Genomic DNA, 17,222 nt, shown 5'->3' on the forward strand with positions numbered 1-17,222 from the left:
CGGATGAGCGAGACTTGCAGCATGCGCGTGCTGCTGAAGTTCGTTCTGGACTGCGACCCGGACGCGGCGTGGCGCGCACTGCAGAGCCCGACGGCTTTCCGCGAGGTGGCGCTCCCCTGGCTCGACTTCCGTTCCGACGAGCCCGCCGGACTGCCGGCGGTCTGGGCCGAACGCGAGTACCGGCTGCGCGTGCGCGCTCTCGGCGCGGTCACCGTGGGTACACAGGCGGTGCGGTTGAGCGTCCTCGGTGCGCGCGAGCCCGGCGTCCGCATCCTGCGCGACAGCGGCGGCGGAACCGGCGGGCTGCTCGCCGCTCTGCCGCACCTCGACCACCGCATGGCCATCTCGCCAGACCCGTCCGGGCCCGGCCCGGACGGCCGAATGCGCACGCTCTACCGCGATCGGCTCCTCGTGCGCGCCGGCGTGCTGACCCCTGTCGCCTGGTACACCCTCTGGGCGTTCTGGCAGTGGCGCGGGATGCGCCTGCGCCGGCTCGCCCCCACCTGGGCGTACGACCCGCCCGCGAATCTGGAAGGCCCACGATGAGCACTGACAGCCCGATGAGCACTGAAAGCCCGATGAGCACTGAAGGCCCGCATCCTGCCGCCTCGCGCGCCGTCACCGCGGTGCAGACGGCCGACTGGCGGCGCCGCGTCTTCGGTCTCTACGCATCCGTTCGGCGGCTGGCCGCCACCGACCCGGCCACGGCGCACGATCACTGGGTCTCCTGCCGCGACGACCTCTTCGCCTCGCATCCCGCGAGTCCGCTGCTGGAAGCCGATCGTGCGGGCTTCACCGGCCTGCCGGTGGTCGCATACGACCCCGAGTGGCGCTATGAGGTGCCGATCATTCCGGCGACCGAGCCGCGACGGATGGAGGTGGAGACCGGCACCGACGGAACCGTGCCGTTCGAGTTGCTCGGCACGGTGCGCGTTCCACTGGCGGGAACTCTCGATGTCTGGCGCCTCGGCTCATACGGGGGCGGGCTGTTCGTGCCCGTGAAGGATGCTCTCGCCGGCCGCCCCGGAGGAACCTACGGCGGCGGCCGTTATCTCATCGACACGGTCAAGGGCGCCGATCTCGGCATCGACGCCTCAGACGGTGAGGCGACGCTGGTGCTCGACTTCAACTTCGCCTACAACCCGAGCTGCGCCTACGATCCCGCGTGGGCCTGCCCGCTCGCTCAGGCGGGCAATACGCTCGCCACCGAGATCCCCGTCGGCGAACGCTACGCCCGCCCCTGACTTCTCCGTTCAGGCTCAGGAGGGGGAGACGAGGGTGAGGCGTTGCGTGGGGCGGGTCATCGCCACGTAGAGGGATGCGGCACCGCGCGGGGATTCCGCGGCCAAAGCATCCGGGTCGGCCAGCACCACGGCGTCGAACTCGAGACCCTTCGCCTCGTAGCCGGTGAGCACGGCGATCGCACGCGTGAGGCCGGCGGCACCCCGGGCGGCGTGGTCGCCGAACCGCGACTCGACCGCACCGGCGACGGCCTCCACATGAGCGGCCGGCGCGATCACGGCCACGGTGCCCGAGGCGTCGATCGCACGGTCCGCCGCAACGGCCAGTGCAACGGCCTCGGCCAGCCCCGCGCCGTCGGCGGTCACCCGGCGGATCGGCCACTCGCCCTCGCGCACGGCACGCGTGCGGGTGATCGGCAGGCCCGCCTCCTCGGCCAGCCGCTCGGCTTCGCGGGTGATCTGCGCCGGTGTTCGGTAGTTGACCGTGAGCTCCTCCAGACGCCAGGAATCCTTGAACGACGGGGTCAATGCCTCGGCCCAGCCGGTCGCGCCGGCTGCCGAGCCCACCTGCGCGATGTCGCCGACGATCGTGAACGACTTCATCGGGCAGCGGCGCACGAGCACCCGCCACTGCATCGGGGAGAGCTCCTGCGCCTCGTCGACGACGACGTGACCGTAGGTCCAGGTGCGATCGGCGGCGGCGCGCTCAGCGGTGGTGCCGTTGTCGACCTGCTCGGCGAACCCGTCGGCGAGCTGCTCGGCGTTCACCAGACCCTCCACGCCCATGTTCTTGATGGCGGCCCGGGCGTTCTCGAGGTCGCGCTTGCGCTGGCGGTCCCGCTCGCGCGCGCCTGCATCCGGTTTGCCGGGGAACGGCCCGAGCAGTTCAGCGGCCTCGTCGAGCAGAGCAGCATCACTGACCGTGAACGGCGCCGAGCGGTCGCGGGCGAGCGCCGCGCGTTCGGCGTCGCTCCACCTCGGGGTGAGCTCGGCGAGCCAGGCCGGGCGGGCGTACAGGTCTTGAAGCAGCTTCTGGGGTGTGAGCGGGAGCCAGGCCGTGTTCAACATCACCCGGACGTCGTAGGAGGTGCGCAGATCTTCGCGCAGCACCTTCACATCGGCCTCGTCGACCGTCGAACCACCGGCACGCAACTGGGCGGCGAGCGTGCCCACCAGCTCACCGAGGGCCGCCTTCACGAACGTCACCCGTGCGACGTTGTGCGGCTTCCCCCCACGCTGGGCACGGCCGAGCGCCCGCGCGATCAGATCGGGTTCCACCACCAGCTTCTCGCCGTCGATGTCGATGGTCTGCGCCTCGGCCGGCACGCGCTGCCGCGACCGCACGGCGCGCGACAGCAACCGGGCCATCGTGGCCGACCCCTTCAACCGGGCCGCCTCCGGTTCGTCCTCGACGGTGGCCTCCACCCCCGGGAACAGCTCGCCGAGCGTCTGCATGACCACCCCCGTCTCGCCGAGCGAGGGCAGCACGGCCTCGATGTAGCGCAGGAACGCCACCGACGGGCCGACGACGAGCACACCGGATGCGCTCAGCCGCTGGCGGTTCGCATACAGCAGATAGGCGGCGCGGTGCAGGGCGACGGCGGTCTTGCCCGTGCCCGGCCCGCCCTGCACGACGAGGGCGCCGCGCAGGTCGGAACGGATGATGCGGTCCTGCTCGGCCTGGATCGTGGCGACGATGTCGTGCATCCGGCCCGTGCGCTGCGTGGTCAGGGCAGCCATCAATGCGCCCTCGCCCTGGATGACCTCCGCGCCGTCGGCGCCGCCCCCCGCGCCGAGCAGAGCCTCGTCGAACACTTCGTCGTCGACGCGCACCACCTGGCGGCCGGTCATGGTGAGATGCCGGCGGGCGCGCACCCCCATCCTTTCGCTCGCGGTCGCCTGATAGAACGCGCTCGCCTGCTGCGCCCGCCAGTCGACGAGCAGCGAACGCTGGTCGTCGTCGCGCAAACCGATGCGGCCGATGTATCGGTGCGCCGAACCGTCGGAGGGCTGCTCGAGCAGCAGCCGGCCGAACACCAGCCGCGCATCCACCTCGCGCAACTGGCCGAGTTGGTCTTCGTAGAGCCGTGCGAACGCATCCCGTTCGCTGCGGGCCTGGTGGTTGCCGCCCACGCTTTCGCGACGCACACGGATGAGGCGTTCCTCGGTCTCGGCGCGCAGTTCGTCGAGTCGTCGATACAGTCCGGCCACGATGCTGCGCTCGCGTTCGAGTTCCGATTCCAGCACGCAAACCACCCTCTCGTTACCGGGCCGACAGTCTACGACCCCAACCCTGGAGAGCGCTCGGAGGTCCATCCTGTAGACTGGTGTCACTTGCGAGTCCACGAGGGACTCCCTGCGTCGCAGAACGCACCTCGCGCCGCGCCGGGCACCCGCCCCGCGGCCGTCGAACTTTTCTACGGCGAACGATCGTGCCGCACGGCACCTTCGCCATTTCACCCCCGACCGAGGCGCCGCACGAGTGCGACCCGCGGATGCACGGGGTCACGATGCCCCGAAAGGCACCACCCTTGTCTGAAACCACCTTCTCCTCCCTCGGCGTGCCCGCGCCGCTCGTCGCCGTTCTCGCGGCCGACGGGAAGACCGAGCCGTTCCCCATCCAGGCCGACACCCTGCCCGACACGCTCGCCGGGCGCGACGTGCTCGGCCGCGGTAAGACCGGCTCGGGCAAGACCATCGCGTTCGCGCTGCCGATGGTGGCGCGCCTCGGCGGCAAGCTCGCCGGCGGCAAGCGCCGCGCCGGGCGTCCGCTCGGTCTCGTGCTCGCCCCGACGCGCGAACTCGCCACCCAGATCTCGGCAGCCATGCAGCCGCTCGCCGACGCCTACGGCCTCAAATCGACGACCATTTTCGGCGGTGTCTCGCAGCAGCGTCAGGTCGCCGCCCTGCGCGACGGCGTCGACATCGTCGTCGCCTGCCCCGGCCGCCTCGAAGACCTGATGAAACAGGGCTTCGTCTCGCTCGACGCGGTGGAGATCACCGTTCTCGACGAAGCCGACCACATGGCCGACCTCGGCTTTCTGCCCGTGGTGACGCGCATCCTCGACAAGACCCCCACCGGCGGTCAGCGCCTGCTGTTCTCGGCCACGCTGGACAACGGCGTCGACAAGATCGTCAAGCGCTTCCTGCAGAACGAGGTGCTGCACTCGGTCGACGAGGCCACCAGCCACGTGGATGCGATGACCCACCACGTGTTCGAGGTCGAGACCCTCGAAGGCAAGAAGGATCTCGTCGAGAAGCTGGCCTCCGGCCTCGGCCGCCGCATCCTCTTCACCCGCACGAAGCACCACGCCAAGAAGCTGGCCAAGCAGCTGACCGCCTCGGGCATCCCCGCGGTCGATCTGCACGGCAACCTCTCGCAGGTGGCCCGCGACCGCAACCTCGCCGCGTTCGGCGCCGGGGATGTGCGCGTGCTGGTCGCCACGGATGTCGCGGCCCGCGGCGTCCACGTCGACAACGTCGAGCTCGTCGTGCACGTCGACCCGCCCATGGAGCACAAGGCGTACCTGCACCGCTCGGGCCGCACCGCCCGCGCCGGCAGCTCCGGCGACGTGGTGACGGTGATGCTGCCCAGTCAGAAGTCCGATGTGAAGACCCTGCTGCGCAAGGCCGCGATCGATGCCAAGCCGCAGACCGTCGAGGCGGGTTCGCCCGCCGTCGCGAAGCTGGTCGGCGAGACTGCCGCGTTCGTCAAGCCCGTTCCCCGCGAGGAGAACCCGCGCGGCGGCAACGGCGGCGGCGGCCGCTCGCAGGGCGCCAACGCCCAGCGCAAGCGCGCGGCCCGCGACGGTTCCGACAACGGCGGTCGCGGCAATGGCGGCGGACGCGGCAGTGGCCGCGGCAACGGCGGTCGTGACGGCGGCAACGGCGGCGGCGGTCGCGACGGCGGCAACGGCGGCGGCGGTCGCGACGGCGGCAACGGTGGACGGAACGCGGAGGCAGGCGCCGGTCGCCCGCGTCGCGACCGTTCCGGCCGGCCGGCGACCGCAGCGACCTCGGCCGGTTCTTCGGCCGGCGGCGCACAGCGCTCGTCGCAGGGTTCGCAGGGTTCGTCGCGGGGCGGCAAGTCGCGCGGCGGCAACGGTTCGAACGCCGGCGGCGGCCTCCGCGTCGGCAGCCTGGTCGGCGGCAGCACCCAGCGCGGGAACGGCTCGCGCCGCGCCCGCGGCTGAGCCCCGCGCTCTCCCGCTCTCCTGTCTCGTTGAGGGGCGGCAGATCCATCGAGATCCCCGGATTTCAGATGGATGTGCCGCCCCTCAACGGCGGTTCAGCGGCCCCTCAACGGCGTTTCAGCGGAGGGCGGCGATGCCGGCGATGACGCCGGCGATGAGGCGGTGGAAGCTGCGGTCGAGATCGTCCGGGAGGCCGAACCCGCCCCCCAGCTCGAGCATGACGAAACCGTGCACGGCACTGCGCAGCATCCGGATGGCATCGACGGTGTCCGAGTCGGGAAGACCGAACCCGCGCAGAGCGCCGGCGAGCACGGCGATGGTCTCAGCACCCCGGGCGGCGAGCTCCGCGTCGTCGGGCGAGGCGAGATCCGGCGCGACCTGGGTCGCCGAGTAGCGGCCGGGATGCGCGTGGGCGAACGCGCGCATCGCATCCGCCGCGGCCTCGAGCGCCTCCGTACCCGAACGGCCGATGGTTGCACCGGCGATCACCCGCGAGAGCTCGCCCACCGATTCGGTCGCCACCAGGCGGCGCAGATCGGAAAGGGAGCCGACGTGCTTGTAGAGGCTGGGCACCGCCACCCCGGCCCGACCCGCGACGGCAGCGAGCGTGAGCCGGTCGAATCCGGATGCGCCGCCCTCGTCGACCAGCTCGATCGCGACCTCGGTCACGACGGCCCGGGTGAGCCCGGCCCTAGGCATGTGACCTCCGGCCGACGTCCGAGAGGGTGACGAAGACTCTCTGATCAGCGCAACTCATAGCCTTTAAGCTAATGGCATTAGCCGTCGAACACAAGGACCGGACACGACGGAGTACAGTGTCGACATCGATGTTCCGGCGGCACAACCGTCCCCAGTCGATGTCAGTCACACGGACCGGATGACTCCTTCCCGGTCTGCCTCGGCGGGGATGGTCCGAAACGGCCCGTCCCGCCGCCGCCGGATCCCGTCCCAGTCGTTCGGGCCGTCCGGCGTGCCGTTCGCCGCCCGGCGATGGCCCGCACGCCACAAACCTGGCTTCCCCTCGGCCCCTCCCCGCACGCCCGTCAGCGCTGCCGGAGCCGCGCCTCCCCGCTCGTCACGAACAAGGACGCCTCCATGACCCCGGAACACCCGCACACGCCCCCAGAACTGCCGCACACACCGTCGACGACGGCGACCCCGCCCGCCCTTCCGCCCTCGACCGTCGAGATGACCGGCGCGGTCGCCGTGTTGCGCACCCTCGCCCGGCTGGGGGTGACCGACATCTTCGGCATACCCGGCAGTGCGGTGATCCCGATCTATGACGCGCTACCGGCGCAGGACCGCATCCGCCACATCCTCGTGCGCCACGAACAGGATGCCGGGCACGCCGCCGAAGGCTATGCGGCGGCGACCGGCCGCGTCGGGGTGGCGATCGCCACCTCGGGCCCGGGGGCGACAAACCTCGTCACCGCCATCGCCGACGCCTTTCTCGACTCCGTCCCGCTCCTCGTGATCACCGGCCAGGTGTTCAGCGAGCTGATGGGCACGGATGCGTTCCAGGAGGCGGACATTGTCGGGATCACGCTGCCGATCACCAAACACTCGATGCTCGTCACTCGCACGGAGGACATCCCGTCGGCGATCGCGGGCGCCTATGAGATCGCAGGGACCGGTCGCCCCGGGCCGGTCCTCGTAGACATCACGAAAGACGCCCAGCAGGGCACAGCCGTGCACGCCTGGCCGCCCGTCGTGAACCTGCCCGGCTACCGGCCGCCGGCGAAAACCCACCGCCCCAAGGCCCGTCAGGCGGCGCGGCTCCTCGCGGATGCCGAGCGCCCCGTGCTGTACGTCGGCGGCGGGGTGATCAGGGCCCGGGCGTCCGCCGCCCTGCGCCGGCTCGCCGAGCTGACCGGCGCGCCGGTCGTCACCACGCTGACCGCGCGGGGCGCGTTCCCCGACTCGCACCCCCACCACCTCGGGATGCCGGGCATGCACGGCAGCGTGCCTGCGGTCCTCGGTCTGCAGGAGAGCGACCTGATCATCGCCCTCGGCGCGCGGTTCGACGACCGGGTGACCGGTGACCCGGCCGCCTTCGCCCCGGGCGCCCGAGTCGTGCACATCGACATCGACCCGGCCGAGATCTCGAAGATCCGCCACGCGGACGTGCCCATCGTCGGCGACCTCGCCGCCGTCATCCCGGCACTGACGGAAGAGGTCGAGGCGAACCTCGCCGCGGGCGACTCCCCCGATCTGACGTCGTGGTGGGTGCGGCTCGACCGGCTGCGCGCCGACTACCCCCTCGGCTTCGAACCCACCTCGGACGGGCTGCTGAGCCCCCAGCACATCATCCGACGGGTCGCCGAGCTCACCGGCCCCGAGGCGGTCTACGTGACCGGCGTCGGCCAGCACCAGATGTGGGCGGCCCAATTCATCCCCTTCGAGCGGCCGCGCAGCTTTCTCACCTCCGGCGGGGCCGGAACGATGGGATACGCCGTTCCGGCCGCGATGGGAGCGAAACTGGGCGAGCCCGACCGTGTCGTCTGGGCGATCGACGGGGACGGCTGCTTCCAGATGACGAACCGGGAGCTGGCGACCTGCCTGCTCGAGCACATCCCGATCAAGGTGGCACTCATCAACAACTCGTCGCTCGGGATGATCCGGCAGTGGCAGAACCTGTTCTACGACGGCCGATACTCCCAATCCGAGCTGAACACCGGGCACGGCAGCGAGCACATCCCCGACTTCGTTCGAATGGCCGAGGCCTACGGCGCCCACGGCGAGCGCGTCACCCGCGCGGAGGAGGTCGACGACGCCATCCGTCGAGCCCTCACGATCGACGACCGACCGGTGGTGATCGACTTCGTCGTCAGCGCGGACGCCCTGGTCTGGCCGATGGTGCCGCAAGGGGTCGGCAACGACCGCATCCGATATGCGCAGGACAGGTCTCCGGCGTGGGGCGGGGAATGAGCCCGGCGGCCGGCGTCAGAGGCGCGACGGGAAGGCGCCGCGCGCTGTCGCCGTGATGGCGAGGGCGACGACCATGAGTGCAGCGCCGACCCAGGGCAGGGCGCCGGCGCCGGCCGCGTCGAGGGTGACCGCGCCGATGGCCGCCCCACCGGCGATGCCGATGTTGCTCGTCGTGTTCACCCAGGCGCCGGCGATCTCGGGGGAGGTCGCGTGGGTGCGCACCGAAGCGGCTTGGAAGAACGAAGGCGCGGCCCCGTAGGCCGCGCTCCACACCGCGGCGGCCAGGAGCACGGCTACGAACGACGGATACCCCAGGCCCACCCCGATCATCCCGAGCGCGGCGACGCCGATCACCGCGACACCGCTCCAGCGCGGCGAACGGTCGAACGTGGCAGCACCGAACCAGAGGCCGAGCAGCCCGCACGCTCCGATACCGATCAGGAGCGGGCCGATCGCCGCATCCGCAGAGCCCGCACCCAGCAAGACGACCGCGATGTACGTGTAGAGCACGAACTGACCGAGATAGGCCACGCCGTTCGCCGTGACCACGGCGACCAGGCGGCGCCGACCCTGGTGGGTGCCGTTTCCGGGCGGCGGATTCTCGTTGCCCACGCCGGGCAGCACGACCGCGATTCCGACCGTCGTCAACGCGGTGAGGATCGCCAGCGCGCCGAAAGCGGAACGCCAGCCGAGCACCGTTCCGAGCGAAGTGAGCAGGGGAACGCCGAGGATGAGGCCGCCCGAGATTCCGCCCGCGACGAGCGCCATCGCCCGGCCGATGAACTCGCGATCCACCAGCCGGGCGGAATACCCGATGCAGACCGAGAAGAAGAGGGCGTGCGAGATACCGCCGAGCGCCCGCCCGACGGCCACGACGGCGAAGTTCGGCGCGACGGCCACGAGGGCGTTGCTCACGACGTACAGCGTGAGGGTGCACAGCAGCATCGCCTTGCGCGGGTAACGCCGGGTCAGGACCGTCAGCGGCACGGCGAGCACCGCCACGGCCACCGCGTATACGCTCACCAGCAGGCCTGCGATGGACTCGCTCACGGAGAACGCCCGGCCGATGGCGGGAAGAAGGCCCACCGGAAGAACCTCAGTGGTCACGGCGAAGAACGACCCGGCAGTCAGCGCGAGAAGCCCGACCAGGGCAGGCCGGAGCCCGCGGGCCTGCGAGCCGGCGTCGGGGGTCAGCACGGAGCCGAGCCGTCGACGCCCGACCACGGGGCCGGCACGGCGGGCGCCGATTCGCTTCCCGCGACGCGGAACGCCTGCAGCAGGAAGTGCGCGAGCCGACGAGACGCCTCAGCCGCCGCCGGACCGCCGCCGGAGATCACACCGTTGGTCGCCTGGATCAACAGGATGAGGTCGCTGTGGTGGAGATCGCTGCGAACCGCACCCGCCGCCCGCGCCCGGTCGACGAGCAGCACGGTGGCCGCGAACGCCCGATGCTGCTGCGCGGCGAACAGGGCCGAGCCGTGAGGGCGGTCGCACATCAGCTGCGCGAAGGCCCGATCGTCGATCTGCTGGTCGACGATGAACCCGATGTAGGCGGCGAAAGCCTCGGCCGGTTCGACGAGCGCCCGTTCGGCGGCGGCTTCGGTGCGGTCGGCGTACGCGGTCATCTTCTCGTCGAGCACGGCCTCGATCAGAGCGTCGTGCGTGGGAAACCGCCGGTAGACGGTTCCGACGCCGACGCCCGCCCGCCGGGCGATCTCCTCGAGCGAGATGTCGGACCCCTCTTCGGCGAGCGCCGTTCCGGCCGCGCAGAGGATGGCCTCCCGGTTGCGGGCCGCGTCGGCTCGCAGGGGGCGCTCGTCGTGCTCGGCGGGAGTGCTCATCCACGCCAGTCTACCAAGTGGAATTGTTCCTCCAGTTGATGGGTTAGGCTGCAAATGGAATTGTTCTTCCACTCTCCGATCACCCCTTCTCGAAAAGGAACCCCATGGCCATCGCCGTCTGGATCGTCTCCGGCATCCTCGCCGCCCTCTACCTCGCCGCCGGCCTCATGAAGAGCCTGCGGCCGAAGGCAGCGCTCGCGCCGAGCCTGCCCTGGGTCGACGACTACTCCGCCGCCTCTGTGAAGGCCATCGGCATCGTTGAGGTCCTCGGGGCGATCGGGCTCATCCTGCCCTGGCTCACCGGGATCGCGGCCATGCTGACCCCGATCGCCGCCTCCGGTTTCGTGATCGTGCAGGTTCTGGCGATCGTCGTGCATATGCGTCGTCACGAGAACAAGTCGCTGCCACTCAACATCATCCTGCTGCTGGCCGCCCTGTTCGTGGCCATCGCCCGCTTCGCCGGGGCCTGATCAGTCAGCCGGGAACCTGACCCGCCAGGCGGGGTTCAGCCACGCCAGGCGGGGTTCAACCACGTCAGGCGGGGTTCAGACCAGACGGCCCACGGAGGCCAGTGCCGCTTTCAGCAGCACGCCGCGGCCGCCCTCCATCTCTTCGGAGACAGCGGGGGTCACAGCCTCTTCCGGGCGCATCCAGGTGAGTTCGAGGGCATCCTGACGGGGGTCGCAGGTTCCGGTGACGGGCACGACATAGGCGAGGGAGACCGCGTGCTGGCGGTCATCGGTGAACGGCGTGACGCCCGGCATCGGGAAGTATTCGGCCACCTGGAACGGCGTGGGGCTTGCCGGAAGCTGCGGGAACGCCATCGGGCCGAGGTCTTTCTCGAGGTGGCGGAAGAGCGCCTCGCGGATCGTCTCGCCGTACATGACGCGCCCCGAGACGAGCGTTCGGGTGATCTCGCCGACTGCGTTGGCACGCAGCAGCACACCGACTTCGGTGACCTGACCGAGACCGTCGACCCGCACCGGAACGGCCTCGACGTAGAGCAGCGGCAGCCGCCGCCGGGCCTGCTCCAGCTCGATGTCGCTCAGCCAGGCCGGACCCTGCTGGGGGCCGTCGTCGGGCGACCGCTCGGGGATCGGGTCTGGGGTGCGCACGCTCATGCCCCGATCCTACGGAACAGGGGGCGGCCGTGCGCGATCCTGCGAGAACGGTGGACAAAATCCCGGGTAGCGCCCCTGTGGAGGAGCCGGACAGTCGGAGGCAGCACAATGGAGCGACCACCCGACCCAGGAGCCCGCGTGACACTCACCCCACCCGACCTCACCATCGACCGCGACGCCGTGCTCTGGTCGGCCTCCGAACGCGACCGCGCCGGCCGCCCCCTCCTCGTGCTGCTGCACGGCTACGCCTCCGACGAAGCCGACCTGTTCGGAATCGCGGCCTACCTGCCACTCGAGCCCGTGATCGCCTCCGTGCGCGCGCCCATTCCCGAAGGTCCCGGCTTCGCCTGGTTCTCGCGGTTCACCAATGTTCCCGCCGACCCGATCGCCGCCAACGCCGACGCGGCCGCGCTGGCGGTGCTCGACTGGCTCGACGAACAACCGCCGACGCCGACCGGACTGCTCGGCTTCTCCCAGGGCGGCGCGGTGGCCTTGCAACTGCTGCGCCTCGCGCCCGACCGATTCGACTACGCCGTGCAGCTCTCCGGGTTCGCGGTGCAGGGAGACTCGGCGGGGGATGCGCGACTGGGCGAACGACGGCCCCCGGTCTTCTGGGGCCGCGGCACCCTCGACGAGGTCATCCCCGCGACCTCGGTGGCGCGGACGGCGGATTGGCTCCCGGGCCACTCCACCCTCGACGCCCGCATCTACGAGGGGATGGGCCACGCCATCTCCTCCCGCGAGCTCACCGACATCGGCGCCTTCATCCGTCATCACCTCCCCACCCCCGCCGCCTGAATTCAGGAGAAACCTCCCTCCTGAACTCAGGAGAAGCCTCGCGCTGACGCCCGCACAGCCCTGAAAACCGGACCCTGCGGTCGGCCAGAGCCCGGATGTCCTGAGAAACGGCGATGAAGGTCGTGCGGGGGAGCGCTGGGTGGTGGCGATGGATGCTGCTGAATTCGGGAGAAGCCTCCCTCCTGAACTCAGGAGAAACCTCGCGCTGACGCCCGCACAGCCCTGAAAACCGGACCCTGCGGTCGGCCAGAGCCCGGATGTCCTGAGAAACGGCGATGAAGGTCGTGCGTGAGGGTGCGGGGTGTCGGGTGTCGGTCGTTGGGGAGAGGATAGAGGGATGAGCGATGTGCTCGACCGCTTCTCCCCCGCCACGCGTGAGTGGTTCGCGGGGGCCTTCGCCGAGCCGACCCCGGCGCAGATCGGGGCGTGGGATGCGATCTCCCGTGGCCGCAATGCCCTCGTCATCGCCCCGACCGGCTCGGGCAAGACGCTCGCCTCCTTCCTCTGGGCGATCGACCGGCTCGCGGCCCGTAACGAGGCAACCTCAGAAGCGGCGGCCGCGGCGGCAACAGCGGCCACGGTCGCGGCGGCAACGGCGGCAACAGCGGCCACGACCGCGGCCGACGCAGCGGTCGTGGCAGCGCCGCGCATCCCCGGCACTCGCGTGCTCTACATCTCGCCGTTGAAGGCGCTCGGCGTGGATGTCGAACGCAATCTGCGGGCACCGCTGGTCGGCATCACGCAGACGGCGAAGCGGCTGGGCGCCGAGCCTCCGCATGTGTCGGTGGGGGTGCGTTCGGGCGACACCCCGTCGGCCGATCGGCGGGCTCTGGTGAAAACGCCGCCCGACATCCTGATCACCACGCCCGAGTCGCTGTTCCTCATGCTCACCTCGGCGGCGAGGGAAACCCTCGCCACCGTCGAGACGGTGATCATCGACGAAGTGCATGCCGTCGCGGCCACGAAGCGCGGAGCCCACCTGGCCCTCTCGCTCGAACGGCTGGATGCGATGCTGACGCAGCCGGCGCAGCGCATCGGGCTGTCGGCGACCGTTCGCCCGCCGGAGGAGGTGGCCCGCTTCCTCGGCGGCCGCGCACCGGTGGAGGTGGTGGCGCCGCCGTCGGGCAAACGGTTCGACCTGCGTGTCGTCGTGCCGGTGCAAGACATGAGCGAGCTCGGCACCTCAACCTTCTCGCCGGACTCCGACGACGGCTCTCCCTCATCGGGGTCGATCTGGCCGCACGTCGAGGAGGCCATCGTCGACCGCGTTCTCGCGCACCGGTCGTCGATCGTCTTCACGAATTCGCGGCGGCTCGCCGAGCGGCTGACGGCGAGGCTCAACGAGATCTATGAGGAGCGCATCCTCGGCGGCACGGCGGGTGACGTTTCTGAGAACGGGCCGGCCCGCCGGGCGCCCGCCGAGCTGATGGGAGCCTCCGGGCAGACCCGAGGCTCGAGAGAGGCCGTCGCCGACGAGCCCGGATCCCTGGTGCTCGCCCGCGCCCACCACGGCTCGGTGAGCAAGGAGCAGCGCGCCCTGATCGAGGACGATCTCAAATCCGGGCGACTGCGCTGCGTCGTGGCCACGTCGAGCCTGGAGCTCGGCATCGACATGGGCGAGGTCGACCTCGTCGTGCAGGTGGAGTCGCCGCCGTCGGTGGCCAGCGGACTGCAACGCGTGGGCCGGGCCGGGCATCAGGTGGGCGAGGTCTCGCGCGGGGTCGTGTTCCCCAAACACCGGGCCGACCTCATCCACTCGGCGGTGGCGAGCGAGCGGATGACGTCGGGGCTCATCGAAACCCTGCGCATTCCCACCAACCCGCTCGACATCCTCGCCCAGCAGACCGTGGCGGCGGTGGCACTGGAGCCGATCGATGCCGACGACTGGTTCGACACGGTTCGCCGCAGCGCCCCCTTCTCCACGCTGCCTCGCAGCGCCTACGACGCCACCCTCGACCTGCTGGCCGGCCGGTACCCGTCTGACGAGTTCGCCGAGCTGCGCCCCGCGTGGTCTGGGATCGCGACACCGGCACCATCACCGGGCGTCCCGGCGCGCAACGGCTGGCGGTGACCAGCGGCGGCACGATTCCCGACCGCGGGCTTTTCGGGGTGTACATGGTCGGCGAGAAGGCGAGCCGCGTGGGCGAGCTCGATGAGGAGATGGTCTACGAGTCGCGCGTCGGCGATGTGTTCGCCCTCGGGTCGACGAGCTGGCGCATCCAGGAGATCACCCATGACCGGGTGCTCGTGAGCCCCGCCTTCGGCGAACCCGGGCGGCTGCCGTTCTGGAAGGGCGACGGTCTGGGGCGGCCCGCCGAGCTCGGCCGCGCGGTCGGCGCGTTCGTACGGGAGGTGAGCACCGCCTCCCCGACGGATGCGGAACTGCGCTGCGTCGAGGCCGGGCTCGACCCATGGGCGACCGCCAACCTGCTGTCTTTCCTGGCCGAACAGAAGACCGCCACCGGGCACCTCCCCACCGACAGGACCCTCGTCGTCGAGCGGTTCCGCGACGAGCTGGGCGACTGGCGGGTCGTGATGCATTCCCCGTACGGCATGCAGATCCACTCCCCGTGGGCGCTCGCGGTGCAGGCGCGGGTGCGGGAGCGTTTCGGGGTGGACGGTGCAGCGATGGCCGCCGACGACGGGATCATCGTGCGCATCCCGGACACCGAATCGCAGCCGCCCGGCGCCGAGCTCTTCGTGTTCGAGCCGGCGGAACTGGACGAGCTCGTGACGACGGAGGTGGGCGGTTCGGCCCTGTTCGCCTCGCGGTTCCGCGAGTGCGCGGCCCGGGCGCTTCTGCTCCCCAAATACAACCCGGGCAAACGTTCACCGCTCTGGCAGCAGCGGCAGAAGGCTTCGCAACTGCTGGAGGTGGCCCGCAAGTACCCGACCTTCCCGATCATCCTCGAGACCGTACGCGAGTGCCTGCAGGATGTCTACGATCTGCCCGCGCTGAACGAAGTGACGCAGCAGATCGCCGAGCGCCGCATCCGTCTCGTCGAGTCGAGCACGGAGGCCGCCTCACCGTTCGCGCGCTCGCTGCTCTTCGGGTATGTCGCTGCGTTCATGTACGAGGGCGACAGTCCCCTGGCGGAGCGGCGCGCCGCCGCCCTCTCGCTCGACGCCGGCCTGCTTGCCGAGCTGCTGGGGCGCGCCGAGCTGCGGGAACTCCTCGACCCGGCCGTGATCGAACGCGTGGAACGCGAGCTGCAGCGGCTGGCGGCCGACCGCCGCGTGCGGGGAACCGAGGGCGTCGCCGACCTGCTGCGGATGTTCGGACCGCTCTCGGTGGCGGAGGTGGCCGCGCGGCTGCAGGGGGATGTGCCGGAAGCCGGCGACGACCCGGCCGCCGCCGGCGCGACCGCGGCCGACCCGGCCACCGCATCCGCCCACCTCACCGCTTTGGTCGATGCCAAGCGGGCGCTGCTCGTGACGATCGCCGGCGCGGAACGGTTCGTGGCCATCGAAGATGCCGCCCGGCTGCGCGATGCGCTCGGGGTTCCGCTGCCGATCGGGGTTCCGGCGGCGTTCATCGAACCTGTGGACGACCCGCTCGGCGATCTGGTCAGCCGCTACGCCCGCACCCACGGCCCGTTCGCCGCGGGCGACGTCGCCGACCGGTTCGGGCTGGGCGCGGCCGTGGCGCAGGATGCACTTCGACGGCTCGCGCACGATCGCCGTGTCGTCGACGGGGAGTTCCGCCCGCACGCGCACGGCGCGGAATGGTGCGACGCCGAGGTCCTGCGCCGGCTGCGGCGACTGTCGTTGGCGGCCCTCCGGCACGAGGTGGAGCCGGTCGAACCGACGACCTTCGCGAGGTTCCTGCCCGATTGGCAACATGTGGGCGGTTCTCTGCGGGGTGTGGATGCGGTGGCCTCGGTGATCGAGCAGCTGGCCGGCGTGCGCATCCCCGCCTCCGCCTGGGAGTCGCTCGTGCTGCCCAGCCGGGTGTCCGACTACAGTCCGGCGATGCTGGATGAGCTCACCGCCACCGGTGAGGTGGTCTGGGCGGGCGACGGCGCGCTACCCGGCGCCGACGGCTGGGTGAGCCTGCACCTCGCCGAGTCGGCCGCGCTCACGCTCGCCCCACCCATCGACCACGAGGCCGACGAGTTGCAGCGTTCCGTCCTCGCGGCGCTGGGGCGCGGCGGAGGGTTCTTCTTCCGTCAGCTCTCCGATGCGCTGGGCGCGGAGGCCGGCGCGCCGGTCGACGACACGGCGCTGGTGACCGCGCTCTGGGATCTGGTCTGGGCCGGGCGCCTCACCAACGACACGCTTGCCCCGCTTCGCACGCTCACCGGCTCCTCCGGCGCCCACAAACGCCCGAAGCAGGCGCCGCGCTCGCACCTCTATCGCGGCCGGGCCGCCGCGCGGTCGGCCATGGTCACGCGGATGGGCCCGCCCACCGTCGCCGGCCGCTGGTCGCTCCTGCCGGACCGCGACCTCGATCCGACCGTTCGCGCCCACGCCACCGCCGAAACCCTGCTCGACCGGTACGGTGTCGTCACCCGCGGCGCAGTCATGAACGAGGGTGTTCCGGGCGGGTTCGCCCTCGCGTACAAAGTGCTGAGCGGCTTCGAGGAGACCGGGCGGGCGCGCCGCGGCTACTTCGTCGAAACGCTCGGCGCCGCCCAGTTCGCGACCGGCGCCACCGTGGACAGGCTGCGCTCCTTCGCCCGCGACACCACTCAGCGGCCCGAGTACGCCGCGGTGGCACTGGCCGCCACCGACCCGGCCTCCCCCTACGGCGCTGCCCTGCCCTGGCCGGCCGTTCCCGGCGAGGCGGGCACCGGCCATCGGCCCGGCCGGAAAGCCGGAGCCCTGGTCGTGCTGGTCGACGGAGCCCTCACGGTCTATGTGGAGCGCGGCGGCAAGAGCCTGCTCTGTTTCGCCGCCCCAGACGACGGCGACGCCGAACCCGCGCTGCGGGCGGCCGCGACCGCCCTGGCCGCCCTCGTCACGCGCGGCCGCGTGGACAAGCTCGCGGTGGAGACGGTGAACGGCGCATTCGTGCTCGGCAGCCCATTCGGAGACGCCCTCGCCGATGCCGGCTTCCTGGCGACGCCGCGCGGGCTGAGGCTGCGCACATGACCACCC

General features: G+C 71.3%; 11 protein-coding genes and 1 pseudogene. 7 read left to right on the forward strand and 5 right to left on the reverse strand.

Going from position 1 to position 17,222, the window contains the following annotated elements; all coding sequences use genetic code 11:
- Nucleotides 1-3: 3 nt before the first annotated feature.
- A complete protein-coding gene (locus tag K5L49_RS08480; protein WP_223691915.1) occupies nt 4-546 on the forward strand; it encodes a hypothetical protein in 543 nt (180 codons plus the stop codon).
- 32 nt (nt 547-578) lie between these two features.
- On the forward strand, nt 579-1,244 hold the full coding sequence (locus K5L49_RS08485) for a DUF1684 domain-containing protein (RefSeq protein ID WP_223695273.1): 666 nt from the start codon (nt 579-581) through the stop codon (nt 1,242-1,244).
- Between the two features lie 15 nt (nt 1,245-1,259).
- On the opposite strand, the gene K5L49_RS08490 is transcribed toward K5L49_RS08485, so the two are convergent.
- Nucleotides 1,260-3,488, reverse strand: a complete 2,229-nt coding sequence (locus K5L49_RS08490) for a HelD family protein (RefSeq protein WP_223691916.1) — start codon at nt 3,486-3,488, stop codon at nt 1,260-1,262.
- Between the two features lie 284 nt (nt 3,489-3,772).
- Between K5L49_RS08490 and K5L49_RS08495 the strand changes: the two genes are divergently transcribed.
- Nucleotides 3,773-5,434 carry a DEAD/DEAH box helicase gene (locus K5L49_RS08495; RefSeq protein WP_223691918.1) on the forward strand — a complete coding sequence of 554 codons (1,662 nt, stop codon included), beginning with the start codon at nt 3,773-3,775 and terminating at the stop codon, nt 5,432-5,434.
- Nucleotides 5,435-5,551: 117 nt separating this feature from the next.
- Here the strand turns inward: K5L49_RS08495 and K5L49_RS08500 are convergent, their stop codons facing one another.
- Nucleotides 5,552-6,133: a TetR/AcrR family transcriptional regulator gene (locus tag K5L49_RS08500; RefSeq protein ID WP_223691919.1), complete on the reverse strand. Its 582-nt coding sequence runs from the start codon at nt 6,131-6,133 to the stop codon at nt 5,552-5,554.
- A gap of 396 nt (nt 6,134-6,529) precedes the next feature.
- On the opposite strand from K5L49_RS08500, the gene K5L49_RS08505 reads away from it, so the two are divergent.
- The gene (locus K5L49_RS08505) at nt 6,530-8,362 is read left to right on the forward strand and encodes an acetolactate synthase large subunit (RefSeq protein WP_263298838.1); all 1,833 of its coding nucleotides are present in this window, start codon (nt 6,530-6,532) and stop codon (nt 8,360-8,362) included.
- A gap of 15 nt (nt 8,363-8,377) precedes the next feature.
- Here the strand turns inward: K5L49_RS08505 and K5L49_RS08510 are convergent, their stop codons facing one another.
- Both K5L49_RS08510 and K5L49_RS08515 read right to left on the reverse strand, forming a co-directional pair.
- On the reverse strand, nt 8,378-9,559 hold the full coding sequence (locus K5L49_RS08510; RefSeq protein WP_223691921.1) for an MFS transporter: 1,182 nt from the start codon (nt 9,557-9,559) through the stop codon (nt 8,378-8,380).
- The gene (locus K5L49_RS08515; protein ID WP_223691923.1) at nt 9,553-10,203 is read right to left on the reverse strand and encodes a TetR/AcrR family transcriptional regulator; all 651 of its coding nucleotides are present in this window, start codon (nt 10,201-10,203) and stop codon (nt 9,553-9,555) included. The genes K5L49_RS08510 and K5L49_RS08515 overlap by 7 nt, the downstream gene beginning before the upstream one ends.
- Nucleotides 10,204-10,307: 104 nt before the next feature.
- On the opposite strand from K5L49_RS08515, the gene K5L49_RS08520 reads away from it, so the two are divergent.
- Nucleotides 10,308-10,673 carry a DoxX family protein gene (locus K5L49_RS08520; RefSeq protein WP_223691925.1) on the forward strand — a complete coding sequence of 122 codons (366 nt, stop codon included), beginning with the start codon at nt 10,308-10,310 and terminating at the stop codon, nt 10,671-10,673.
- A 75-nt stretch (nt 10,674-10,748) separates the two neighbouring features.
- Here the strand turns inward: K5L49_RS08520 and K5L49_RS08525 are convergent, their stop codons facing one another.
- Nucleotides 10,749-11,324 carry an NUDIX hydrolase family protein gene (locus tag K5L49_RS08525; RefSeq protein ID WP_223691927.1) on the reverse strand — a complete coding sequence of 192 codons (576 nt, stop codon included), beginning with the start codon at nt 11,322-11,324 and terminating at the stop codon, nt 10,749-10,751.
- 138 nt (nt 11,325-11,462) lie between these two features.
- Between K5L49_RS08525 and K5L49_RS08530 the strand changes: the two genes are divergently transcribed.
- Both K5L49_RS08530 and K5L49_RS08535 read left to right on the forward strand, forming a co-directional pair.
- On the forward strand, nt 11,463-12,122 hold the full coding sequence (locus K5L49_RS08530; RefSeq protein ID WP_223691929.1) for an alpha/beta hydrolase: 660 nt from the start codon (nt 11,463-11,465) through the stop codon (nt 12,120-12,122).
- Between the two features lie 337 nt (nt 12,123-12,459).
- Nucleotides 12,460-17,216, forward strand: a pseudogene (locus K5L49_RS08535) (ATP-dependent helicase).
- Nucleotides 17,217-17,222 lie beyond the last annotated feature (6 nt).

Source organism: Leifsonia poae (assembly GCF_020009625.1).
GTDB lineage: Bacteria > Actinomycetota > Actinomycetes > Actinomycetales > Microbacteriaceae > Leifsonia > Leifsonia poae_A.